This window comes from Herbaspirillum rhizosphaerae (assembly GCF_001189965.1).
Classification (GTDB): Bacteria; Pseudomonadota; Gammaproteobacteria; order Burkholderiales; family Burkholderiaceae_D; genus Herbaspirillum; species Herbaspirillum rhizosphaerae.
On record NZ_LFLU01000001.1, the window covers coordinates 329,049 to 352,001 of the forward strand.

At 59.4% G+C, this 22,953-nt stretch carries 20 protein-coding genes; 8 read left to right on the forward strand and 12 right to left on the reverse strand.

Going from position 1 to position 22,953, the window contains the following annotated elements:
- Window positions 1-39 precede the first annotated feature (39 nt).
- Together AKL25_RS01445 and AKL25_RS01450 are read right to left on the reverse strand one after the other, a co-directional pair.
- Complete coding sequence (locus AKL25_RS01445; protein ID WP_420840694.1) at window positions 40-1,134, reverse strand: MBL fold metallo-hydrolase; 1,095 nt, start codon at window positions 1,132-1,134, stop codon at window positions 40-42.
- Between the two features lie 57 nt (window positions 1,135-1,191).
- Window positions 1,192-1,575, reverse strand: coding sequence for a tautomerase family protein (locus tag AKL25_RS01450; RefSeq protein ID WP_050475858.1), 384 nt, complete (start codon window positions 1,573-1,575; stop codon window positions 1,192-1,194).
- A 153-nt stretch (window positions 1,576-1,728) separates the two neighbouring features.
- Between AKL25_RS01450 and AKL25_RS01455 the strand changes: the two genes are divergently transcribed.
- The 3 genes from AKL25_RS01455 (at window position 1,729) to AKL25_RS01465 (ending at window position 5,123) form a co-directional block, all read left to right on the forward strand.
- Window positions 1,729-2,589, forward strand: coding sequence for a LysR family transcriptional regulator (locus AKL25_RS01455; RefSeq protein WP_050475859.1), 861 nt, complete (start codon window positions 1,729-1,731; stop codon window positions 2,587-2,589).
- 196 nt (window positions 2,590-2,785) lie between these two features.
- A complete protein-coding gene (locus AKL25_RS01460) occupies window positions 2,786-3,238 on the forward strand; it encodes an Hsp20 family protein (RefSeq protein WP_007879010.1) in 453 nt (150 codons plus the stop codon).
- Between the two features lie 676 nt (window positions 3,239-3,914).
- The gene (locus tag AKL25_RS01465) at window positions 3,915-5,123 is read left to right on the forward strand and encodes an MFS transporter (RefSeq protein ID WP_050475860.1); all 1,209 of its coding nucleotides are present in this window, start codon (window positions 3,915-3,917) and stop codon (window positions 5,121-5,123) included.
- Window positions 5,124-5,195: 72 nt separating this feature from the next.
- On the opposite strand, the gene AKL25_RS01470 is transcribed toward AKL25_RS01465, so the two are convergent.
- The gene (locus tag AKL25_RS01470; protein WP_083444531.1) at window positions 5,196-6,266 is read right to left on the reverse strand and encodes a fimbrial protein; all 1,071 of its coding nucleotides are present in this window, start codon (window positions 6,264-6,266) and stop codon (window positions 5,196-5,198) included.
- A gap of 585 nt (window positions 6,267-6,851) precedes the next feature.
- On the opposite strand from AKL25_RS01470, the gene AKL25_RS01475 reads away from it, so the two are divergent.
- Complete coding sequence (locus AKL25_RS01475) at window positions 6,852-7,067, forward strand: glycine zipper 2TM domain-containing protein (protein WP_007879742.1); 216 nt, start codon at window positions 6,852-6,854, stop codon at window positions 7,065-7,067.
- Window positions 7,068-7,212: 145 nt separating this feature from the next.
- Here AKL25_RS01475 and AKL25_RS01480 read toward each other — a convergent pair whose 3' ends face one another.
- From AKL25_RS01480 to AKL25_RS01495, 4 genes are all read right to left on the reverse strand, one after another.
- Window positions 7,213-8,154: a hypothetical protein gene (locus AKL25_RS01480; protein ID WP_205627193.1), complete on the reverse strand. Its 942-nt coding sequence runs from the start codon at window positions 8,152-8,154 to the stop codon at window positions 7,213-7,215.
- Window positions 8,155-8,330: 176 nt separating this feature from the next.
- Window positions 8,331-10,643 (reverse strand): DNA topoisomerase IV subunit A, encoded by a 2,313-nt coding sequence (gene parC, locus AKL25_RS01485; RefSeq protein ID WP_050475863.1) that lies wholly within the window; start codon window positions 10,641-10,643, stop codon window positions 8,331-8,333.
- 25 nt (window positions 10,644-10,668) lie between these two features.
- Window positions 10,669-11,523, reverse strand: a complete 855-nt coding sequence (locus AKL25_RS01490; protein ID WP_338034460.1) for a lytic transglycosylase domain-containing protein — start codon at window positions 11,521-11,523, stop codon at window positions 10,669-10,671.
- Window positions 11,524-11,541: 18 nt separating this feature from the next.
- The gene (locus tag AKL25_RS01495) at window positions 11,542-13,530 is read right to left on the reverse strand and encodes a DNA topoisomerase IV subunit B (protein WP_050475864.1); all 1,989 of its coding nucleotides are present in this window, start codon (window positions 13,528-13,530) and stop codon (window positions 11,542-11,544) included.
- A gap of 231 nt (window positions 13,531-13,761) precedes the next feature.
- On the opposite strand from AKL25_RS01495, the gene AKL25_RS01500 reads away from it, so the two are divergent.
- The 4 genes from AKL25_RS01500 to AKL25_RS01515 all read left to right on the forward strand — a co-directional run bounded on the left by AKL25_RS01500 (window position 13,762) and on the right by AKL25_RS01515 (window position 18,191).
- Window positions 13,762-14,841, forward strand: coding sequence for a hypothetical protein (locus AKL25_RS01500; RefSeq protein WP_157050422.1), 1,080 nt, complete (start codon window positions 13,762-13,764; stop codon window positions 14,839-14,841).
- A 108-nt stretch (window positions 14,842-14,949) separates the two neighbouring features.
- Window positions 14,950-15,630, forward strand: coding sequence for a nitroreductase (locus tag AKL25_RS01505; protein WP_050475866.1), 681 nt, complete (start codon window positions 14,950-14,952; stop codon window positions 15,628-15,630).
- Window positions 15,631-15,830: 200 nt separating this feature from the next.
- Window positions 15,831-17,564, forward strand: coding sequence for a S8 family serine peptidase (locus AKL25_RS01510; RefSeq protein WP_157050424.1), 1,734 nt, complete (start codon window positions 15,831-15,833; stop codon window positions 17,562-17,564).
- Window positions 17,565-17,585: 21 nt separating this feature from the next.
- Window positions 17,586-18,191, forward strand: a complete 606-nt coding sequence (locus AKL25_RS01515; protein WP_050475867.1) for a hypothetical protein — start codon at window positions 17,586-17,588, stop codon at window positions 18,189-18,191.
- Between the two features lie 34 nt (window positions 18,192-18,225).
- Here AKL25_RS01515 and AKL25_RS01520 read toward each other — a convergent pair whose 3' ends face one another.
- From AKL25_RS01520 to AKL25_RS01540, 5 genes are read right to left on the reverse strand one after another with little or no spacing between them, the layout of a single operon-like run.
- Window positions 18,226-19,401, reverse strand: coding sequence for a thiolase family protein (locus AKL25_RS01520; RefSeq protein ID WP_050476109.1), 1,176 nt, complete (start codon window positions 19,399-19,401; stop codon window positions 18,226-18,228).
- A 5-nt stretch (window positions 19,402-19,406) separates the two neighbouring features.
- On the reverse strand, window positions 19,407-20,855 hold the full coding sequence (locus AKL25_RS01525; protein ID WP_240475620.1) for an AMP-binding protein: 1,449 nt from the start codon (window positions 20,853-20,855) through the stop codon (window positions 19,407-19,409).
- Window positions 20,852-21,442, reverse strand: a complete 591-nt coding sequence (locus tag AKL25_RS01530; RefSeq protein ID WP_205627194.1) for a biotin transporter BioY — start codon at window positions 21,440-21,442, stop codon at window positions 20,852-20,854. Before AKL25_RS01530 ends, AKL25_RS01525 begins: the two co-directional genes overlap by 4 nt.
- 45 nt (window positions 21,443-21,487) lie before the next feature.
- The gene (locus tag AKL25_RS01535) at window positions 21,488-22,081 is read right to left on the reverse strand and encodes an energy-coupling factor transporter transmembrane component T family protein (protein ID WP_050475870.1); all 594 of its coding nucleotides are present in this window, start codon (window positions 22,079-22,081) and stop codon (window positions 21,488-21,490) included.
- On the reverse strand, window positions 22,074-22,865 hold the full coding sequence (locus tag AKL25_RS01540) for an energy-coupling factor ABC transporter ATP-binding protein (RefSeq protein ID WP_050476110.1): 792 nt from the start codon (window positions 22,863-22,865) through the stop codon (window positions 22,074-22,076). Before AKL25_RS01540 ends, AKL25_RS01535 begins: the two co-directional genes overlap by 8 nt.
- Between the last annotated feature and the right edge of the window lie 88 nt (window positions 22,866-22,953).

A 22,953-nucleotide genomic window follows, 5' to 3' on the forward strand; every position in this document is an offset into this window, starting at 1 on the left:
GAAGAAATTTCCCTGCGATTTTTTTTCGACAAAGCTTACTTAATCCAGCTTCAAGGTTTCACCGTGCTTCAACACGGTAAATTCATCTTCCGGCAATCCTGCCTTTTTCACCGCTTCCGCCAGCAGTTTCGGCGGCTCATCCAGCGGTTCGTCCGCCAGTTCGAAGGTGCCCCAATGGATGCCGATGGAGCGCTTTGCGTGCACGTCCTGGTGGATCTGCACGGCTTCTGCGGGATCGACGTGTTGTCCCTTCATGAACCAGCGCGGCGCATAGGCGCCGATCGGGATCAGCGCCAGGTCGAAGCTGCCGAAGCTGCGCCCTATGTCCTGGAAGTCTTTTGAATAGCCGGTGTCGCCGGCAAAGAAGACCGAGAACGGATGCGGCGCGCCTTCGCCGGTCTTGATCACCCAGCCGCCCCACAAGGTCTCGGACCGGTCCATCAAGCCGCGCGCAGACCAGTGCTGCGCCGGGACGAAATGGATGTCCAGTTTGCCGACCGCGGTCTTGTCCCACCAGTCCATCTCGCGCACGTTGGTGATGCCGATATCCGCCATCCAGTCCTTCACGCCCAGCGGCACCAGGAACAGAGGCGGGCCACCGGCCTGTTTATTCAGTTGCTCGACGCTGGCCTGATCCAGATGATCGTAGTGATTGTGCGAAATCACCACCACGTCGATATGCGGCAGTTGCGTCAACGCGATGTTGAGCGGCACCTTGCGCCGGGGGCCGACAAAGCTGAACGGCGAGGCGCGATCCGAAAAGATGGGGTCGGTGATGACGTTCATGCCGTCGATTTGCAGCAGCGCCGTCGCATGGCTGATCCACGTCACGCTCGGCGTCGTCTTGTTGGCTTGCAGCCAGGCGATCTCGGGCGTGGCCATCGGGAACCGGTAGTTGTTGGTCGGCGCCTTCGGCAAGCCTTGCGTGATGCGTTCCCACTGCCATTTGAGCAGCGAGGCGCGCGGCTCTTGCGGGTAGTTGTTGCGGAAGCCGGACGGCGTGCGGTTCGGTTTGTCGGGGTCGTAGTACTTGCCGGCGGCGGCGCAGCCGGCGCTGATGAGCGCGAGGACCAGAGCAATGCGGCGAAGATGCGGGCGAAGGCGCTTGCGTGGGGAAGATGGTTTTGTCGGCACTGGAAACGCACATGGCAGGTTGATCAGACCTGCCATGCTATCAGGCTACAGCGCTTATTACAGTGCGTATTGCGCGAGACCGTTGCCGAACGACCAGTTTTCCTTCAGCACTTCCACCAGATTGATGAAGACATCTTCCGGACGGATGCCGGGATCCTTGCCCAGTCGCTCGACAATGCGCGCATACAGCGCCTTCTTTTGTTCGATCGTGCGCGTGTTGTTGGCGGTGATCTGGATCAGCACGAACTTGTCGCTGCGCTTGATATCCAGATACGTCTTGTCGAAGACGAAATTGTCGGGATCGTACTCGTCGATCGTCATGAACTTGTCGTCCTTGGGGACGTTGAAGGTTTCCAGCATCGATTCGTAGACATTGTCGAGGATGGCTTTGCGGTATTCGCGGGTCTCGCCGCGACGGATGAATACTCGGACAAATGGCATGGTGTTCTCCTTGGGAAAGGTGGTGAATCACGATAGGTACGCATGCATCTTAGATCAGGAGTATGATTTTAAGAACACATTGTTGATTATTTCAATGATATGTAATTGAAATGATTAACCGTGATTCATGAGCAACCACAATGACCCGGAAAAATGGAACCGACCCAACGCCCGCTTGATCTCGACGCCGTACAGGCCTTTGTTCTTGTTGCCGATCTGCAAAGTTTCACGCGGGCAGCAGAAGCGCTGTATACGACGCAATCGGCCATCAGCCTCAAGCTCAAGCGCCTGGAAGACCGGCTCGGCCGCAGGCTGCTGGAGCGCACGCCGCGCCAGGTGCGTTTGTCGTCCGACGGCATCAGCTTCCTCGATGCCGCACGCAGCTTGCTGGCGGCGCATGAAAGGGCGCTGGGGCGTATCGAGAATGCCACGGTACGCCTGACCCTGGGCATCAGCGATCACGTCGCAGGCGATGGTCTGCCGGCGATGCTGGCGCAGGTCAACGCCTTCGATCCCGGTGTGGTGGTGGAAGTGCGCATCGGAGCCTCGCGCGATTTGCTCGCCATGTACGATCGCGGCGAACTCGACGCCGTCATCGTGCGGCGCGACGGCGAACGCAGCGACGGCGAACTGATCCAGGAGGAGCGCATGGGATGGTTCGCGGCCGCGCACTGGCAACCGCGCGCAGGCGAACCCTTGCGGCTGGCGACGTTTTCGCATACCTGCGGCATCCGCGAACTGGCGGTGCGGCGGCTGGAAGATGCCGGCATCCCCTGGCAGGAAGTTTTCATCGGCGGCGGCGTGCATGCCGTGGCGGCCGCGGTGACGGCGGGGCTGGCGGTGACCGCGCTGCTCTATCGCGTCAAACCGGCCGGCGCCATCGACGTCGGCAAGAGCATGAAGCTGCCGTCTTTGCCTCTTGCACAAGTGATGTTGCATACCAATGTGCGAGACAGCCGGGCGCAGGCGGTTTTGCGTACTGTGGTTGCGGCGATGAAAAACGACGGCCGATAAAACAAGGGGGCGGCGCAAAAAAAACGCAAAAAAACATCGTAAAAAAAGCTTGATAAAAAACCTCTTGAAAAGAAAAAGTCTGTACGTATATCGGTAACAAGGCAGCGGGAAATGTGCAGCTGGCCCAGCGAATGCTCAATAGAGGTTCGCGCTTGTTTCTTATTTAGCTATCGCTTCTTTTCAAAAGGATACTGTCATGCGTACTTACGATTTCTCCCCACTCTATCGCTCCGCAATCGGCTTCGATCGCCTGGCTCAACTGTTCGACAACGCGCAGCGCGCGGATTCGCAACCGAGCTATCCACCGTACAACATCGAACTGGTTGCCGACGATAAATACCGGATTACCATGGCCGTGGCCGGTTTCAGCAACGCTGAAATCGACATCGAAGCCGAGAACGACACACTGAAAATCGTCGGTCGCAAACAGAAGGAAGAAGGCTCGCCGACCTTCCTGCATCGCGGCATCGCCGCACGCGATTTTGAACAACGCTTCCAGCTCGCCAACCATATCAAGGTGGTCGGCGCCCAACTGGAAAACGGTCTGCTGAGCATCGAACTGGTGCGCGAAGTGCCCGAAGCGCTGAAGCCGCGCAAGATCGAAATCAACGGCGACAATGTGCATCGCCTGGAACGCAACGCAGCCTGATTGCTGCGCGCAATTGAAGTCTCCGAGTAGTTGATGTTGCTGTAGATGTACCGTTGTACCTGTTGTATCTGCTGTACCCGTAGCTGTAGAAGTCGTTGCACCAGAAGTGGTTCTACCTGCTGTAGAAGTAGCTGTACTCGCTGTAGAAGCAACGCCGGCGGTCGTCACGCCGGCGTCCGGCAAGGCCCGCCTCGCGCGGGCTTTGTCGCATCTGCGCTGCGCCTACGCGACGCACGGCAAGGTTTCTGCAAACTGGACATAAATAAAAACTATTCTGTATAATCGGCCGCAAATAACGAAACAGAACTTCGTGGGTTAAGCTAAATCAGCTTCGAATCAGTTTTTCGAATCAGTTTTTCGAATCAGCTTTCTCCGGTAAGCCTCCTGTCTCGTTACGTAAGCGTTAACGTCAACCAACGCGTCATTCACGTGCCGTGCCTGAAGCTTTCAGGCAGCGATTTCTGTCGCCGCGCACGTGTATAACGCTATGGTGAAAAATTGACGACACACTTACTCCCTCCGGGCTTGTTTTCCTTGCGTGCTTTGCCCACACCGCTATCTTCCGCAGCAATCTCTGCAACTGCTGCAATCGCTGCACTATCTTCCCTCGACGACAAGCCTGTCGCCATGTTGCGCGGCATCTCTTCGTTCACTTTGACATGGGGTCAATAACATCATGAGTACAAGCATCAAAAAATCCGCTGAGACGTCCGGCGAAACCGTGGCCGGCGGCTTGCTGCCGTTGGTCGCGATTGTCTTCACCAGTTTCCTCTGCATCGGCATTCCGCTGCCGGCCTTGCCCTTGCACGTCAACGGCGTGCTCGGTTTCAGCGCGCTGACGGTGGGCTGGGTGGTGGGGATTCAATCCTTCTCGACCATTTTGTCGCGTAAATTTTCCGGTTCGTATTGCGATCGTCACGGCCCCAAGCGCGCGGTGTCGGTGGGCCTGCCGATGGCCTCGGTCGCCGGCTTGCTGTATCTCGCCTCGACCATGATTGCCGACGCCGGCGCCAGCCTGGTGGTGCTCTTCATCGGCCGCTTGCTGATGGGGCCGGCCGAGAGCCTGTTCCTGACCGGCGCCATGACCTGGGGCATCGGCCGCGTCGGCATGCAGCGCACCGGCAAGGTGATGGCATGGCAGGGCATCGCCATGTTTGCGGCATTGGGACTGGGCGCACCGGTCGGCATCGCGATTCAGCAGCGTTTCGGCTTTGCCGGCGTCGCACTGACCACGATGCTGTTGCCGATGGTCGGCCTGGCGATTGCAGCCGTGTTGCGCGGCTTGCCTGCGCTGGGCAGCAAGGGCGGCGGCGTGGCGATGTCGGAAGTATTGCGACTGATCTGGCGCTTCGGCCTGGCGCTGGCCTTGAGCGCGATGCCGTTCGCCATCATCACCAGCTTCCTGGTGCTGCTCTATGTCAGCAATAACTGGTCGGGCGCGGGCATTGCGATCCTCGGCTTTTCCGCCGGCTACATCGGCGTGCGGCTGTTTTTTGCACATCTGCCGGATCGCCTCGGCGGCGCCAAGGTGGGCGCCGTATCCGTGGCAATCGAACTGGCCGGACAGTTGCTGTTGTGGCAATCGCATGATCCGATCATGGCGGGCCTCGGCACGCTGCTGACCGGAATCGGCTTCTCGCTGGTGTTCCCGTCCATGGGCGTGCAGGCGATGGCGCGCGTGCCGGCGCATTCGCGCGGTCTGGCGGTGGCGACCTTCATGGCCTTCATCGATCTGGCTGCGGGTTTGACCGGCCCGGTGGTGGGCGTGCTGATCGGCTTCTTCGGCTATGGCGCGGCGTTCCTGGCGGGTGCGGTGGCTTGCGTGCTGGCCTTGCTGCTGATCGTCTCGGGCATGTCGCGGGCGCCGGCCAGACAGTCGGTGTAAGCCGGCAATAATGAAAAAGGGAAGTCGCGTTGAGCGACATCTTTTTTTATCTGGGGTGTTTGTTGGTACGTTCTAAGGATATTCAATCGTGTAGTTGACGCGCGTGACGATCGTGCCTGCGCCGCTCACCGGCGCGGTTGCGTAATAGCGGGCGAGGAAACGCATCGCGGCGCCGCCGCCGGTAATCGGCACTGCCCTGACGCCCTGGTTGCCTGATGCTCCGGCCAGATTGATCACCGAAGGTGCTCCGCCATTGTTGTCGAGCAACTGGACCTGCAGATTGCGGACGCCGCCTGCATCGACATTCAAGCGTCCGCTGGCAAGGTCAATCGAGGCACCGTCAAAGTAGGTTCTGACGTTAACACCGGAGGTGACGGCGCCGCCGGCTTGGGTGCAACCGCTCAGCATGATGTTGACAGGTGTGTCGCCGGCGGTTCTGCCTGCTGCGTTAAGCGTGCGGGTTGACGCAGCTGGCAGGGTCGTGTTGTTAGCGGTGATGGTGCAGGTAGTGTTGGTCAGGCGAATGGCGTTGAGGCCGGTGAGCGTAATGATGGACCTGCTCGAGTTATTGCCAAGACTGATCGCGCGCACCGTGCCCGGCAACGCCGCCAGGCCGGCGCTGGTGACTGTGCCGGTTCCCTTGGTCAGAATAACTTGCCAGGTGAGGTCGGTTGTAAAATTGTTAGGGCTGACGGCGCCGCCGATGTTGATTTCAGCGTTGTTGTTGAAGTTGGTGGTCGCACCTGCTGTTCCGGTGGCGTTTCCGACGATGACATTACGTGACCACACTACACTAGCCAGGATCTGAGTCCGGTCGATGACATTGCCGCTGGTTCCTGCAGCGGGGTTAGCGATTGTGGAGTTGAGATTAAGATACATCTGGTTTTCTACCCCGCCATTCCCTCCGGAACAAGCGAGGCGCGTTGTCCTCGATCCGGATCGCCAAATCTCGGTGCCAGATGGTGAAGAGGCTCTTACCGAAACCGATGCAGGGACGGCCAGCGTCGTCGGGCCGCTTGTTGCAGTACAAGTGGCGTATATCTGCGCCATACTCACCTGCGCCCACAGCATGCTCAGCAACAGCAGTGCACCTTGCAAAAGAGGGCGCAAGCTCACCACGCCGTTGCTCATCATGTCTTTCATTTGTTTTTACCCGTTCCGCATCGAAGAAATAGGAGCATGCCGCTGGATAACTTGTGCATCGCTCAGACTATACCTTTGCGCGTCAACGGCGCAGCCGGGCAAAGAAGGCCGGCAAGGGGAATGGCTGACAGGCGGCTTGTGTACTCAAAAACATGATAATGAGCCTCATTCGCGCAGACCATAGGAAAACTCTCAAACGTGAGCGTAGAACCCCGCTTTCTCTTGGGAAATTGGACCAGATTCTTTCAAAGACAGTCGTCGATAAGAAGAGAGAAGAGCGGTAAAGCGAAGGCGCATCTTAGGTTGTCAATGCAGCAAAAAAGTCGCTTACACCCACGATACTGTGGTCCGCGTCTTTGCCGCACCAGATGCCGGCCTCGGCCTGTGCAAAACGCGTCATTCAATCAGGAAAGAATTGCACCGACCTTGCCTGCGCTTGTAACAACTGTAAGAGATTGTTTACAACTGGCTGACACTCGAAACTATTCGGGAATAATGCATCTAAAAAAATGTCCTGTTCGCGACAGGACATTCAAGAAACCGGCTTTCGTTGCAGCATTCCCAATTTTTTACAGAGGCGTCATCATGAGAACAATCCATAAAATTACAGTCATCTCCATCACGGTGTGTGCTCTGACGGTGCTGGGCGGCTGCAGCAACATGTCGCGTCGCGACAAGAACACCGCCGTCGGCGCAGGTATCGGTGCAGTGGCCGGCGCGGTGTTGACGGGCGGCAGCGGTATCGGCACCGCAGGCGGCGCCGCAGTGGGGGGCGTGATTGGCCATCAGATCGGCCGGTAATATTCTTCAATAATGATCGGACGGAAAAAAGGGATGTCGTATTTAGCGACGTCCCTTTTTCATTGATGTTTGCGCTTCTGTTTTTCGTTGTGGCCGCTGCGAGCGTTACCGTTTTTGCGGACTCGATGAAGAGGAAAACTGAGTTTTATTGACCTGTTGTCTCATTGTGTTTTAGCCACGGAGATGAAGTACTCCAGAAAATGATATCCACGCCGAGATAGTTTTCTGCGTAGTCGGAGAATTCACGGCGGGTGAAGGGTTTCTTCGTTTTCGGATTGGTATAGGTCAGGGTCGGCTCTTGAACTGCCATGGCCACCAGAGCGAGCTTGCCTTTGTAGCGATGGAAGAAGGGATAGGCATTTTTCATATGGCCTTTTTTGTCCGGTACGATATCCGGGCCGCCCAATCCAACCTGATTTTTTTCGGCAAAGGCAAACAGCCGCGACATATATCGATGGTCGTTCTCCCATTCGCATGGCCAGAAATTGACGTATTGCACCACATACGATTGCTTGAATACTTTCCTGGCAAACGCGATGTTTTCCATTTCTGCATTGAAGTATTTTTCGCAACTAAAACCGGTTTTATCGTTTTTTGTTTGTGGATCAATGGCGGTTTCAGGAAGGTTGACGCCCATGACACGGCCATCGAATCTGGCGGCAATTGCTTTCAATAGTTGCTGGTAACGTTCCCGTACCGCTGGATTCCACTGCAGAGCCACCCAGCCATAGCCGGGCGGTTCATATTCACCGGGATTGTCGTCCTGTCTGATGAGGCCGCCTTTGTACACCGGATCGGTTTGCAGATATTGCGGCACATTCTTGTGCTTGGGTTCGAAAAAGCGATCCTGAATCTGGATGAACAGTTTCTTGTTCAAGCTGTTCAGGTAGGTCAGATCTTTTTCGATTCGTGTGAAATCGTACTGGCCTTTTTCTTTTTCTAACGCGTTCCAGTTGTAGACGATCTGTACGCCACCGATGTCGGGACGCTTGATCAACGCTTCGATGCTGCTCAAGTCATTCGAGCCGGTATAGAGGAAGTTTTGCAGAGGGGCTGCGCTGAGATACGCAGGAAATGTGGAGAGCAATAAGCTTGCAGTCCGTAGTATGTTGTTGCATGAATACATCGTTCTCCTTGTTCATCGGGCGATGCCGTATATGGCATGTCTGATGGACAAGGAGGTATTCACCAAGTTGCACGGCTTGCATGCATCTACCAAAGCGACGGCTATCTACTTGGCGGATGACGAGTCTGGTTCCAACATCACACCACTGCCGCCAGCGCCGTCGCCTTCAGCTTCGACTCCAGCGCCTTGCCCTTGCGGGCGCGCTTGCCGATGTGCAGGCCCAGCGCCACCGCCGACAGCGAAACGTCCTGCGCCTTGCCGCCGCGTCCGGTGCCGGAGACCAGTACGCCTTTTTGCGTAATGGCTTGCGCCGCCAGCAGTTTTTCGTTCTTTTCCAGTTCCATCAGGATCACGCCGCGGCCGCCGCTGGACAGGGTCTTGATTTCATCCAGGCCGAACACCAGCAGGCGTCCTTGACCCGACAGGCAGGCAATCGCGCTGGCGCCGGCCGGCATCGCACGCGGGGCCAGCGGCAGGTCGCCTTCGTCCAGCGTGATGAAGGCCTTGCCGCCCTTGACGCGGCTGAGCATGTCGCCGAGCTTGGCGGTGAAGCCGTAACCGGCATCGGAGGCCAGCAGCATCTGGGTGTCGAGCGGGCCGGCGAAGTAGTGCAGCAGGCTGTTGCCGCTGCCGAGGTCGACCAGCGTGGTGATCGGCACGCCGTCGCCGCGCGCGTTCGGCAGCGCGTTGACGCCGACCGTGTAGATGCGACCGTTGGAGCCGAAGCCCAGCAGGTTGTCGACGGTGCGGCACTCGAATGCGCCGTACAGGCCGTCGCCGGCCTTGAAGGTGAATTGCGTGGCGTCGTGGCCGTGGCCGCTGCGGGCGCGCACCCAACCCTTTTGCGAAATGATGACGGTGACCGGTTCGTCGATGATCTTTTGCTCGACCACGGCTTTTTCGGCCTCTTCGATCACGGTGCGGCGGTCGTCGCCGAATTGCTTCTCGTCGGCTTCGATTTCCTTGATGACCAGACGCTTCATCGAAGATGGATTTTCCAGCAGATCCTGCAGCGTCGATTTCTCGTTGCGCAGCTCGGCCAGTTCTTGCTGGATCTTGATGGTTTCCAGGCGCGCCAGTTGGCGCAGGCGGATTTCCAGGATGTCTTCGGCCTGGCGGTCCGACAGTTTGAAGGCCTCGATCAGCGCCGGCTTCGGCTCGTCCGATTCGCGGATGATGCGGATGACCTTGTCGATGTTGAGCAGGATGGCTTCGCGGCCTTCCAGGATGTGGATGCGATCCTCGACTTTTTGCAGCTTGAATTGGGTACGGCGCGTGATGGTGGCGAAGCGGAATCCGATCCATTCGCTGAGGATGTCGGTGAGGCCCTTCTGGCGTGGACGACCGTCGCCGCCGATCATCACGAGGTTGATCGACGAGCTGGTTTCCAGGGAAGTCTGGGCCAGCAGCGTGTTCATGAATTCGGTCTGGTCCTGGTTCTTGGACTTCGGCTCGAACACCAGGCGCACCGGCGCTTCGCGGCCGGATTCGTCGCGTACGGCATCCAGCATTGCGAGGATGCTTTGCTTTTGCGCCTGCTGTTCCGGCGTGAGCGTCTTCTTGCCGAGCTTGATCTTGGGATTGGTCAGCTCTTCGATTTCTTCCAGCACCTTCTGCGACGACACGCCCGGCGGCAATTCGGTGATGACCGCCTGCCACTGGCCGCGCGCCATGTCTTCGATCTTCCAGCGTGCGCGCACCTTGAGGCTGCCGCGGCCGCTTTGATACATCTCGGCGATGGTCGACGACGGCGTGATGATCTGACCGCCGCCCGGGAAGTCGGGGCCGGTGATGTGGGTCATCAGTTCTTCGTGCGTGATCTTGGGATTGCGGATCATCGCCACGGCGGCGCGCGCCACTTCGCGCAGGTTATGCGACGGGATTTCCGTCGCCATGCCGACCGCAATGCCCGATGCGCCGTTCAGCAGCAGGAAGGGCAGGCGCGCCGGCAACAGCTTCGGTTCTTCGGTCGAGCCGTCGTAGTTGGGCTGGAAGTCGACCGTACCCATGTCGATTTCATCGAGCAGCAGCTTGCTGATCGGCGTCAGGCGTGCTTCGGTATATCGCATCGCCGCCGCGCCGTCGCCGTCGCGCGAGCCGAAGTTGCCCTGGCCGTCGATCAGCGGATAGCGCAGCGAGAAGTCTTGCGCCATGCGCACCAGCGCGTCGTACACCGACTGGTCGCCGTGCGGGTGCAATTTGCCCAGCACGTCGCCGACCACGGCGGCGGATTTGCGCGGCTTGGCGGTGGCGTTCAGGCCGAGTTCGTTCATCGCGTAGAGAATGCGGCGCTGCACCGGTTTCTGGCCGTCGGCCACGTCGGGCAGGGCGCGGCCCTTGACTACCGAGATGGCGTAGTCGAGATAGGCGCGCTCGGCGAAGGTCGACAGCGTCAGCGATTCGCCGTCGGACGGCGCGGCTTGTTCAAACAGATTGGCTTGTTCAGTCATGTGGCTGGGTTGCGTTGATGTTTAATTATTCGATGGAAGTCGGCGGCGGCATGCTGCGCCGGCCCGGCAAGATGATTTCGATGCGGCGCGGCTTCTCGCCGTTGCCAGCGTTGCCGGTGTTATTGCCGGCGCTGCCGCCCGGCTGGTACAACTGATAGAACTGCGCCACCAGTTGCACGTAGTTGCGTGTTTCCGGATAGGGCGGGATCTGGTTGTTGTACTTCTGCACGGCGCGTTCGCCGGCATTGTAGGACGCAATCGCCAGCTCCAGCCGTTTCGGGAACAGCACCTGCAAGTCGCGCAGGTAACGCGCCGCCAGACGGATGTTGATCTTCGGATCGGTCAGCTTCTGCTGGATGGTCTTGCGGCGATCGCCCTGCACGCCGTAACGCTCGGCGGTCTCCGGCATGATCTGCATCAGGCCGACGGCGCCCTTGGGCGAGACGGCGCCCGGGTTGAAACCGGACTCCGCCGCCATGATCGCCTTCAGCAAAGCCGGCTCGACCGAGAATTCCTTCGCGCTCTGGTCCAGCATGGCTTCATACTTTTTCAGGTTCGGATGCTGCAGCATCAGTTGCATCAGCGGCGAGGACATGTTCGGCTTCGGGCCGTCAGGCAAACCGGATATGCCGGCGCCCATCTTCATCTTGTCGGAGTCGAAGGTGGCATCGCCGCGCATGAACAGCTGATAGCGATCGTCGAGCTTCTCCGTCGACACGTGCGCCATGCCGTCGGCGTCGAGGTAGCCGTAGACGTCGGCATGCGCAGGCATTGCGGTCAGGGACATGCACAACGCAGCCGCCGCAGCCGCAGCTCGCAACGCTCCCGAGAGGAAGCGGCGCGAGAGGCCGGGTTGCATGATGTCGTTACCAATGTCCATGATGTCGATGTTGCTATCTTAAATATCCGCTTCCGCTTCGTTGCCGTGCTCTTCGATCCAGGCGCGGCGCGAGGCGGCTTCGCCTTTGCCCATGAGCATGGTGAAGCGCGCTTCCGAAGCGATGTGGTCGAGTTCGCCCAGGGCGACCGGCAGCAGGCGGCGGGTGTCGGGGTTCATGGTGGTTTCCCACAGCTGTTCCGCGTTCATTTCACCCAGGCCTTTGAAGCGCGAGATGCTCCACGCGCCTTCCTTCAGGCCGTCCTTGCGCAGCTTGTCTTCGATCGCTTCCAGTTCGCCGTCGTCCAGCGCGTACAGCTTCTGCACCGGTTTCTTGCCGCGTGCTGGCGCATCGACGCGGTACAGCGGCGGACGCGCGATGCAGATGTGGCCGTGGTCGATCAGCTTGGGGAAGTGTTTGAAGAACAGCGTCAGCAGCAGCACCTGGATGTGCGAGCCGTCGACGTCCGCATCGGAGAGGATGCAAATTTTGCCGTAGCGCAGGCCGGTCAGGTCAGGCGTGTCGGTGTGGCCGTGCGGATCGACGCCGATGGCCACCGCGATATCGTGGATTTCATTGTTGGCGAACAGGCGGTCGCGTTCGGTTTCCCAGGCGTTCAGGACCTTGCCGCGCAAGGGCAGGATCGCCTGGAATTCTTTGTCGCGACCCATCTTGGCCGAGCCGCCGGCGGAGTCGCCCTCGACCAGGAAGATTTCGTTGCGCGTGATGTCGTTGGATTCGCAATCGGTCAGCTTGCCCGGCAACACGGCCACGCCGGAGGACTTTTTCTTCTCGACTTTTTGCGCCGAACGCAGACGGCTTTGCGCCTGCTTGATGACCAGGTCGGCCAGCTTCTTGCCGTATTCGACATGCTGGTTCAGCCACAGCTCCAGCGACGGACGCGAGAAGGTCGACACCAGACGCACGGCGTCGCGCGAATTCAGGCGTTCCTTGATCTGGCCCTGGAATTGCGGGTCGAGTACTTTGGCCGACAGCACGAAAGAGACGCGCGCAAACACGTCTTCCGGCAGCAGCTTGACGCCCTTGGGCAGCAGCGAGTGCATTTCGACGAAGCTCTTCACCGCCGAGAACAAACCTTCGCGCAGGCCGGATTCATGCGTGCCGCCGGCCGAGGTCGGGATCAGGTTGACGTAAGATTCGCGCACCACGTTGCCTTCTTCGGTCCACGCCACCACCCATGCCGCGCCTTCGCCTTCGGCAAAACCTTCGGCGTCGGGACCGGCGTATTGTTCGCCTTCAAACAGCGGGATCAGCGGATCGGCGCTGGTCGATTGCGCCAGCGATTCCAGCAGGTAACCGCGCAGGCCCTGGTCGTATTGCCAGGTCTGCACGTCGCCGGTCTTGCCGTTGACCAGCGACACCTTCACGCCCGGCAGCAGCACCGCCTTGGAGCGCAGCAGGCGTTGCAGCTCTTGCTGCGAAATCGCCGGAGAGTCGAAGTACTTGGGATTCGGCCAGACTGTCACGCGGGTACCGGATTTCTTGTCTTCGCGCGTCATCGGGCGCGATTTCAGCTTCTCGATCAGATCGCCGTCGGAGAAAGCCAGCGTATGCACGCCAGCCTCACGCCAGACCGTGATTTCCAGGCGCGAGGCCAGCGCATTGGTGACCGACACGCCGACGCCGTGCAGACCGCCCGAGAAGGCATAGGCGCCGCCGCTGCCTTTGTCGAATTTACCGCCGGCATGCAGGCGGGTGAAGACGATTTCGACGGTCGGCACGCCTTCTTCCGGATGCAGGCCGACCGGAATGCCGCGGCCGTCATCCTCGACGCTGACGCTGCCGTCGGCATTGAGCGTGACCACGATGTTCTTGCCATGACCGCCCAGCGCTTCATCCGAGGCGTTGTCGATGACTTCCTGCAGGATATGCAGGGGATTCTCGGTCCGGGTGTACATGCCCGGACGCTGCTTGACCGGTTCCAGGCCCTTGAGGACGCGGATGGATGATTCGCTGTAATCAGACGGGGATGTTTTTTTAGTTGCCATGCAGGTGAAATGCGGATCGGGTGAACGGCCGGGTGGGCCATGAAAAGCGGTGCCAAGTGCGCATTCTAATGAAAAATGCGGACAGACAGGAAGTTTGCGGGGGAATGGGATGATCGGTTTGACAACAGGGCTTGAGCATCGGTCATATTTTTCGACGGTAATTCGTTGGGAAACATGGCGTTATCAGGATTGTTGAGGTAATTTACAAAAAAATCTAACAATGGGGATGGAATGAAAAATTTCAGAAGCTTGCTAATTTTTATCCAATTGATTGCTGTTTTTTCATCCGCATCCGCGTTTGGGCTGAGACCGGAAAGCGAAATAGACGGAAAAATCAAAGCCCTGGCGCCCCGTCCCGCCATGGCCCGCGTCTGGGACGAAGCTGCTTATGTCGCCATCAACCACTTTTCTCATCCTGTACATGAGCGCATCACCAATCTGATCTGGGACTGCAAGTCGGAGGAAGAGTGCAATCAAACCGCTCCGGGAAAATCCTTTGCCCCGGGAGCTGTGATTGCGGGTGTGCGCTGGAATGACAATCCTCCATTTGAATTGACCTCGACGTCGATGAAGGAGTGTGCCGGACGCACCTTGTGGTTGCCGAACTATAGCAACTGCTGGCTAGCGCTGTTCAAAGACGGGGAGAAAAGAGCCCGACGCGGAGAGACGTTGGATCTGGCGTCAGGGACGATCATCATGCTGCGCTCCCATTTCGGCGATCTTCAATTCTTGCACGCCATGGCGGCCGGACAGCATGAGCGGGCAGAAGAAACGCAAAGCAAGATCCTGATGTGGGCTGAATTCACATGGAAAGTGGCGAACAAGGAATTTACCCAGGGAACCTTGTTGTCCGAAATCAATATCCCGGGGATGACAAATTATTTTAAAAGCACTGAGACGGTGCAGACATTGTTCACCCGCGGCAATCCGACCCACCGTGAGGATATCGGCATATTGGCTTTGGGGGCGTTGTTGCATACCGTGGAAGATAGCTTTTCCCGATCGCATGTGGACAGGGATGCAGAGAACGGTCAGGACTGCGGTCCCGGCATGTCCAAACGTCCGGGGATGATCCGGCAATTTCTGAATTACGCCTTGCAGGACTCATCGGCGCATGCGGTGGAGGATGAGGAACACGCCTTTGACTTGCAGTTTGCAACGGTCAGACCCAATGCCGTTGATGTGGGTAAATCATTGAAGGCCTATTTTGATCGCGGCGCGGCATGGAACGAAGTCAAACCCTATATAGAATGTATTTTCGCTGTGATCGATAAGGATAAGGAAACAAGCGCAGGTAATTTTGGCAAATAAGAGGGGATGTTCAAGGCGGGTTTGCGTTTATTGGTTGCGCCATGCGCTATATTGACGACCCATTGATAATTTGAGCGACGCCTTGGTGGCGTTGTTAATGCCAGGATCATGTCCGTACAGGATTTTCCATTCTCAGCGCTGTTGAATTCCCGCAATTCCACGCGCGGCTTCCTCGATCGCCCGTTGCCGCCAGGCATGCTCGCCGAATTGCTGGCCTTGGCGCGCCGTGCCCCCAGCGGCGCCAACCTGCAACCCGGAGAATTCATTGCGCTGGAAGGCGCGGCGCGGGCGCGCTTGTCGACGGCGCTGGTCACGGCTTTTCGTGAGGGAAAACAGGAGCCTGAGGATTACAGCTACTTTCCGCAGCCGATGCCGCAGTCGCTGCGCCGGCGTCAGGTCGCGGCCGCCAAGGAGTTGTACGGCGCCTTGCAGACCGGGCGCGACGACCGCGCCGGGCGCGACCGGCAGTTCGAGCGAAATTTCAATTTCTTCGACGCGCCGGCGGCCTTGCTGGTGACCATCGATGCGCGCATGGGCAGCGGCTGTTACATGGATCTTGGCATGTGCCTGTACGGGCTGATGCTGGCGGCGGCTGCGCATGGCCTGGGCAGTTGCGCCATCGGTGCGCTGGCGTCGTATCCGGGGCTGATCCGGTCGACGCTCGGGCTGGGCAACGAACATCACATCGTCTGCGGGATCGCCTTGGGTTATGCCGATCCTGATGCGCCGGAAAATGCCGTAAGGACAGAGCGCCTGAAGCCGGAACAGTTTTTCAGGACGCTGCGCTGATATTGTCCCGGAAGCTGTTTTGCGATTTGGGATGACTGCAGTCTCGTAATTCGACGGTATGTCCCGGCTAAGAATGGAGTTTGCCGGTGAGCCGTAGGGCAATGCGGTGTGACGTGCTACAAGTGGCTATTCTCTTGGCAAGTCTCGTCTTCCTTTTTCATCTGACATCAACGCCAGCAGAATTCTAATAGGCGAATCATATGAAAAAAATTGGCGTAGGCATGGCAATGTTGGCGGCGACGCTGTTAATGGGATGTGCCGGGCCGGGGAATCTATCGGAGAAAAACGAAGACAACGCGGACCCGCTGTACCGTTATCAATGGTATTTACAAAATCGCGGTCAAGCGGTGATCGCCGATACGCTGCCGAAAGCAGGCGTTGATCTGAACATCGGTAATCTGCACAAAAACCACATACGCGGTGCTGGCGTTGAGGTTGCGGTGATCGACAGCGGCTTGGACATCAAGCACGAGGATCTTGCCGCCAACGTGGTTTCAGGAGGATCGATGAATTTTGCCGATCATTCCACTGATCCGACCAATCTTGATTTCAAAGGTGACCACGGCACATCAGTTGCCGGCATCATCGCCGCGGTGGGATGGAATGGTAAAGGCGGGCGTGGTATCGCGCCAGAAGCGAAGTTGAGAGGATTCAATTTTCTGTTGAACCAATCTGAACCAAATTTGTTGAATTCATGGGGTGAAGGTCCTTCTGCAAAGGCAGACGTGTTCAACAATAGCTGGGGCGTGCCAAGCAGAAGCTTTCCTGAGATTTCACCCGATCAAGCGGGTGCGCTTGAAGCATTGATGCGTAGTACACGCGCCGGCAAAGGCGGCATTTACATCAAAGCGGCAGGCAATAGTTTTGTTGATGTCGCTGCAAGTGATCCCGATGCGGCGACGGCCTGCAACGATGCCAAGGAATTTATCTTGGGGTGTGTTCCTGCTAACAGCGATATGCGCAACTCTCTTGCGACGATCATCACGGTGGCAGCCGTCAATGCGCAAGGCGTTCGATCAAGTTATTCCTCCGCCGGCTCCTCGATGTGGGTGTCCGGTTTCGGTGGTGAATACGGCGGGCAAAAACGGGATGTTCCCGCCTCTATCCTGGCTATCGCACCCGCCAGTTATGTTGATCCCGCCATGTTGACCACGGACCAAAGCGGATGCGATCAGGGATATAACCGCAATCGTTTGTCGAATCGTGTGAACGCGCTTAATACCAATGCGTCAACGATTGATAGCAGCTGCAATTACACCGCCGAATTTAGCGGAACATCATCTGCAGCACCGACGGTCGCAGGTGTTGTCGCGTTGATGTTGCAAGTCAATCCCAGTCTATCTGCGCGCGATGTGAAATATATCCTGGCGACGACGGCTAAGAAAAATGACGTCGCTCAACCCATGGTTACCTTCCGAGGCTTGATACTTGATCCAGGTTGGACGACCAACGCAGCAGGTCATCCGTTCAGCAACTGGTATGGCTATGGCTTGGTCGATGCAACACGAGCAGTCAATGCTGCCAAGACTTTCGTCGGCCTGCCGCCTTTGCGAGAAAGCGAATGGCAAGTATCTACTGATTTGACCATCGCCATCCCGTATCTCAATGAAACGCAGGGCACTGTCAGCATGGCGGTTATTCAGAACTTGAAAATAGAAACAGTGCAGTTCGGTTTCTATACCTCGCATAAAAATCCAACGAATTTACGCGTGACATTAACATCACCGAGTGGCACCAAGAGCTACTTGCAGACTCCATTTTCAGCACTAGTCCCTGTTTCCGGCGGTTGGGCTATCAACTTTGCTGCGAGCAACGCTTTCCTGGATGAAAGCGCAGTCGGTACATGGACATTGCAAATCGTGGATGTTAAAAATCCCAACGACGCCAAAGGCACCATACTGGATTCATGGGGCCTACGTTTTTTTGGACATTAACAGATAAAAAAGGACAGGAATATGAACACCAAATTTTTATTGGTTGCACTGTATGCAGGTTTGCTGTCGTATACATCGCAAGCCGCGTATGCCGATGAAAATGGGCGTGCCCAATTGCAAAAAGCGGCAACCGGCCAAGAGTTTGTGATCGCGAAAACGACGTTTCGCCTCGTTCCCGACGCCGTCGTCAATCATATAGAGAAACCCGAGACTGACAATCCGGCAATGGATGCAACTGCGCGTATCGCCATTGTTGGCGAACTGGCCCGTGTCGGGCTTTACAGCATCAGTCTTGGCAGCGGTGAAAGAAACCGCGCAGCCGGCAAGCAATCCACATCTGCTGCCGCGGGCGATGCACCTTATGGCGTTGCGATGAACCAGCGTTCCGGCGCGCCCGTTCTGGTGACGCGACGGTTGAAAGTGTATTGCAACGAGATGAGGCAAGCCAATGCGCTTGCCGATATCTCCGGTGGGAAAATGGTCATGGTATCGGCCGTTGCACAACTGATTTTTCTTGAGTACGCCACACCGGCGGCTGCATTGGCGGCGATACCGCTATTGAAAAAGCAAGCTTGTGTTAAAACGGTTGAGCCAGAGATTGTCGAAAATTTTGCCGAACCCAATTAGACCCGGGCGTTGTAACAGCGATCAGATTCTGCATTCAGTAACGCTCGACAATCGCTGCTGCCCCGAGACCGCCGGCCGCGGCGATAGTCGTCAGACCCAATGCGCCGTCGGGCGCGGCATGCTGCATATCGGCCAGCAATCTCACCAGACTGATCGCACCTGAGGCACCGATAGGATGACCGCGTACCAGTCCGCCGCCGTGGCGGTTGAGCAGCGCCGGCGACAGCTTCAGATGGTCGCAGAAGGCGATGGCCTGCGCGGCGAAGGCGTCGTGCAATTCCACTCCCCACATGTCCCCGATCTTGTTCTTGGTACGCGCCAGCGCAGCCTGTGCGGCATCGATGGCGGCCAGCATTGGCGTTTCGGGCAGGGCGCCGACGCTGACGCCGGCACGCCATGCAAATTGCGGACGCAGGTTCAGGCGGCGTGCTGCATCGCGTGTGGCGATCACGACAAACGCGGCGCCGTCGGCGCTCGGCGAAATGGCGAGGCGGCTGACGGCGTGGGCTTGCCGGGTTGCTGCATCGATGCGGTCATCGTCTGAGACGGCGGCGACCGGCATGCGCACGAGATGGCGCTGATCGAGTGCTCGCGGATAGCTGTCATGCACGGCGTTGCCGATAGCGATGATTTCGTGTTGCAAGTGGAGGCGCGCAGCGACGGCGCGCGCATGGCTTTGCACGGCCCAGTTGTCCTGCCGCTCGCGCGTGATGCCGGCGGCAAGCGCATGGCGTGCAGCGGCCGGCAGCATGCCGGGGTCGCGTGCCGGATCCGGTGCGAAGGCGGGGCTGTCGTATTCAATCGCCGGTTCACCTGGATGGCGCGGGCGATGCCGGCGTATCGGCGCGCGGCTCCAGGCTTCGAGCCCGCCGGCGATGACCACGTCGGCATTGCCTGCTGCGAGCAAACCCTTGGCCAGGGAAACGGCATCGAGGCCGGCGCAGCATTGGCTGTCGACCGACAGCGCGGGGATGCGGTCCGGGAATCCCGCCGCCAGCGCCAGCATGCGCGCAGGATTGCCGCCCGCGCCCATGGCGTTGCCGGCAATCACGGCGTCGATGGCGGCGAGCGGAATGCCGAAGCGTTGCAGCATGCCCAGCAAAACCGGCGCACCGATTTCATGCGGCTGCAATGACGACAGCGCGCCGCCGATGGGCGTTACCGCGCTGCGGCCCCAGCCGAGGATGACGGCGTCGTTCATTGCGTTCATGGCGCTCATAAAGGGCGCAGCGATGATGGGGAATCCGGCGCGGTCAGACGCAGCGCCAGCTGTTTGTGATCGCTCTTGCCGCTGGGCGTGAGCGGCCAGTCGTCGCAGAGGTAGAAGCGGCGTGGAATCTTGTAAGCCTCCAGCCGTTCGCGGCACCAGGCGTTGAGTGCATCGGCGCTCACAGCCTGATTGATTTTCAGCAGCGCCGCTACCTGCACGCCACGCACGGCGTCGGGCAGGCCTTGTACCGACGCGGCATCGACCGCCGGGTGCGCCGCGAGCACGCCTTCCACTTCTTCCGGAAACAGGTTCTTGCCTTGCGCCAGCAGCATGCGCTGTTGCCGCCCGAGCAGATGCAGCCGCCCCTGTTCGTCGAGATGGCCGACGTCGCGCACCGATAGCCAGTCGCCGTCGCGCAGCAGGGCGGGCTGATCGGATTGCTCGCTGTTTTGTGCGCTGAGCGTGACGTAGTCCTTGAAGACCATCGGACTGCGCACGTAAATCAGTCCAGGCGTGTTCGGTTCCGCAGCATCGATGCGCACGTCGACGTTGCTGAAGGGCTTGCCGACGACGTGATCGGGCAGGGCGCTGTCGCTGTCGGTCCAGGCGATGAAGCTGGTTTCCGACGCGCCATAGAATTCAATGATGCGCGCACGCGGGAACAATGCCTGCAGCTCCGGCGTGCGGGCGCGGGTCCATGGCGCGCCGCCGATCATCAGCAACTGCACGTCCGGCATCGGCGGCAGGGCGCGGCGTTGCGCCAGGTCCAGCATCAGGATCAACTGGCTCGGCACCGCCACCATGGCGCCCGCGCCTTCGTCGCCCTTGCGCGCCAGGGTATCGAGCGCCGCCGTCGGCGAAAAGCGCGACTGCAAACGGATGCCCGCGCCGCTCCACAATCCCAGCAAGGCACCGAACAGGAAGGTCGAATGCGACAGGCGTCCCGGCACCAGCATGGTTGTACCGGCGCCAGCGCCGAAGGATTCCAGGCTGATGTCGAAGCTGCTGGTCCACGAGCCGTGATTGCGGCGAAAGCCCTTGGGCAGGCCGCTGCTGCCGGATGTAAAGCCGATATAGAAAGGTGTGGACGCGGTGGCGACATCAGGTGCTGCTTCCGCGCCGACGCCGGCGGCAACGCGCGCGAAGATTTGTTCGCGCACGGACGGCGGCCAGTCGGGATCGCTGACGGCGGCAGTGCGGTTGGCGCAAATGATGGAGAGGAAACTCAGCAGCAGGGGCACTGCGTTGTCCGCTTCAGCAGCATCGTCGACCCAGCAGACCGCTGCCGGGTGAGACTGCTTCAATATCGCTGCGCGAGCGGTGACTCGCTGGAAAAGTTCTGCAAAGTCGAGGCGGGTCACGCCATCGTCAATGGCGATGGCGTGCGGCGTCGTTGCCGCCCAATGCGCCAGCGGCGCGTGGACGGTGTCGAAGGTCGGATTCAATCCGATCAATCGCGATCCAGGCGCCATGCCGGCATGCCGCGCACCACGCTTTGTACGAGGATGGCGCAGATCACGCACTTGACCAGATCGCCGGGGATGAAGGCCAGCACCGCGACGGAGGCTTGCACTAGCGTCAGGTGCGCGGCCAGCATCAGCCCGACGATGCCGAACAGGTACATCGCCAGGATGCCGCCGATCACCGACGACAGGAAGGCGGCGATCAGCAGGCCCTTGCCCTTGGCGTCCGGCATGCGGCGCATGAACATGCGCATGCACAGACCGCATACCACGGCGCCGACCCACCAGCCCAGCAGGAAACCGGCCGACGGCGCAACGAACACGCCCAGGCCGCCGCGGCCGCCCGACAGCAAGGGCAGGCCCAGCGCTACCGCAACCAGAAACAGGCCGATCGTGTAGAACGCGCGCTTCGGTCCCAGCAGGCAGCCGACCAGCATGATGCCCAGCGATTGCAGCGTGATCGGCACGCCGAACGGCAGGTCGATTTTTGGAATCAGGCCGAATACCGCGATCACGGCGGCGAACAGGGCGATGTAGGAAAGCGAACGGGTAGAAGTCATGGCGCCGGTTGTTGTCATGGAAGGATCACTCATCAAAAGAAAATCGGTTATAGGGATGACCGCTCAGCCGCCCAGACGGGCAGCCAGCGCATCGGCCACGCGTTCGGCAGTCTGCAGCGCGCGGATCGCCAGCGGCGCCAGCAGGCGCAGGCCGCCGCCGCGGCCGGTGCGGGCGCGATGGGCGTCGTCGAGGCGCTGCCATTGTGCATAAAAATTTTCAGCGAAGCGCAGCGTCAGGCCGATGCCCAGCGCGATGCGTTGCACCGGCACGCCGAAGCGGCGCAACGGCGATAGTATCGTTTCCAGCACCGTCAGCAGATCGTCGAAGCGGGTGGTGATGGTCAGCATCAGCGCCAGCATCGACGCCGCCATGATGCGCAAGGCGCTGATCACGCCGACCGCGGGATCGCCGGCCAGCCAGTGGAACCCGGCAATCAGCGTGCAGGCGATCAGCAGGCCGCGCAGCATGCGCCATTGGCGCCAGCCGGCCGGACCGAGCGAAAGAAACAGCGCCAGCACGCTTGCCGCTGCGACGGCAAGCGGGCCGAGCGCGCCGGTCAGCATCAGCACCGTACCGCCGGCGGATAGCGCCGCCAGCTTGATCCAGGCCGGCACGGCATGCAGCCAGGTGCGGCGTGTGGAGTAGAGGCTACGCATCGGCGGCGCAGGCCTGCTTCAGCGGCGCATCGTGGTTGACTGCGGCATCGCCGCCGCAGCGCTCGCGCACATCCTGCGCATAGGCCGCGCAGACTTCGCGTCCCGGACCGTCGCCGCGCAAGACGCCATCGGCCAGCCACAGTACGCGCTCAAAATCCTGCACGTGTTCCAGCAGATGCGTGGAGAGAATGATTTGCTGGTCGGTGGCGCGAATCTGCGCCGACAGGCGCAGCTGGCTCGGCATGTCGAGGCTGGAGTAGGGTTCGTCCAGCAGCAGCGTCGCCGGATGCGTGATTTGCAGCGCCATCAGGCAGACCTGCTGGCGCTGGCCCTGGCTCAGTTCGCCGATGGCGCGCGGCGCCCAGTCGGCACGATCGCGTTCGATGAGGAAGGCAAGCGCCTGCTCGCGCGCCTGCTTCTTGTCTGCTCCGGCGGCGGTCAGGCTGAACGCCAGTTCTTCGGCGACCGTCGGGAAGATGATCTGGTCATCCGGATTCTGGAACATCAAACCGACCTGGCACGGCAGCGCGCGGCGGTCGGCGGCGTTGGCAGTGTCGCATCCGTGCACGGTCACGCGGCCGGCTTGCGGCTGATCCAGCCCGCAGATGAGGCGGAACAGGCTGCTCTTGCCCGCGCCGTTGTCGCCGATCAGGCCGATGCGCGACTCGCTGAGGTTCACGCTTAGTTTTTCAAACACGAAACGATCGCTGCGTTTGAGCGTGACATCGCGCAACACGATGCCGGACGCTGTCGGATCTCTGGAGTGTATTGTTTTCAGATTCATAAGATTGTCGACCTGCATTCGCTGTATATGCCGTCGGGCCGCCATTATATGACAGGCGTATGGTTTGTCTCGCCAGGTTTCTCTGAAG

Coding starts and splice junctions, on each gene's coding strand:
- AKL25_RS01450 (WP_050475858.1), bottom strand. CDS start 1,575: ATGCCATTTGTCCGAGTATTCATCCGTCGCGGCGAGACCCGCGAATAC.
- AKL25_RS01455 (WP_050475859.1), top strand. CDS start 1,729: ATGGAACCGACCCAACGCCCGCTTGATCTCGACGCCGTACAGGCCTTT.
- AKL25_RS01460 (WP_007879010.1), top strand. CDS start 2,786: ATGCGTACTTACGATTTCTCCCCACTCTATCGCTCCGCAATCGGCTTC.
- AKL25_RS01465 (WP_050475860.1), top strand. CDS start 3,915: ATGAGTACAAGCATCAAAAAATCCGCTGAGACGTCCGGCGAAACCGTG.
- AKL25_RS01470 (WP_083444531.1), bottom strand. CDS start 6,266: ATGAAAGACATGATGAGCAACGGCGTGGTGAGCTTGCGCCCTCTTTTG.
- AKL25_RS01475 (WP_007879742.1), top strand. CDS start 6,852: ATGAGAACAATCCATAAAATTACAGTCATCTCCATCACGGTGTGTGCT.
- parC (WP_050475863.1), bottom strand. CDS start 10,643: ATGACTGAACAAGCCAATCTGTTTGAACAAGCCGCGCCGTCCGACGGC.
- AKL25_RS01490 (WP_338034460.1), bottom strand. CDS start 11,523: ATGGACATTGGTAACGACATCATGCAACCCGGCCTCTCGCGCCGCTTC.
- AKL25_RS01495 (WP_050475864.1), bottom strand. CDS start 13,530: ATGGCAACTAAAAAAACATCCCCGTCTGATTACAGCGAATCATCCATC.
- AKL25_RS01500 (WP_157050422.1), top strand. CDS start 13,762: ATGAAAAATTTCAGAAGCTTGCTAATTTTTATCCAATTGATTGCTGTT.
- AKL25_RS01505 (WP_050475866.1), top strand. CDS start 14,950: ATGTCCGTACAGGATTTTCCATTCTCAGCGCTGTTGAATTCCCGCAAT.
- AKL25_RS01510 (WP_157050424.1), top strand. CDS start 15,831: ATGAAAAAAATTGGCGTAGGCATGGCAATGTTGGCGGCGACGCTGTTA.
- AKL25_RS01515 (WP_050475867.1), top strand. CDS start 17,586: ATGAACACCAAATTTTTATTGGTTGCACTGTATGCAGGTTTGCTGTCG.
- AKL25_RS01520 (WP_050476109.1), bottom strand. CDS start 19,401: ATGAACGCAATGAACGACGCCGTCATCCTCGGCTGGGGCCGCAGCGCG.
- AKL25_RS01530 (WP_205627194.1), bottom strand. CDS start 21,442: ATGACAACAACCGGCGCCATGACTTCTACCCGTTCGCTTTCCTACATC.
- AKL25_RS01535 (WP_050475870.1), bottom strand. CDS start 22,081: ATGCGTAGCCTCTACTCCACACGCCGCACCTGGCTGCATGCCGTGCCG.
- AKL25_RS01540 (WP_050476110.1), bottom strand. CDS start 22,865: ATGAATCTGAAAACAATACACTCCAGAGATCCGACAGCGTCCGGCATC.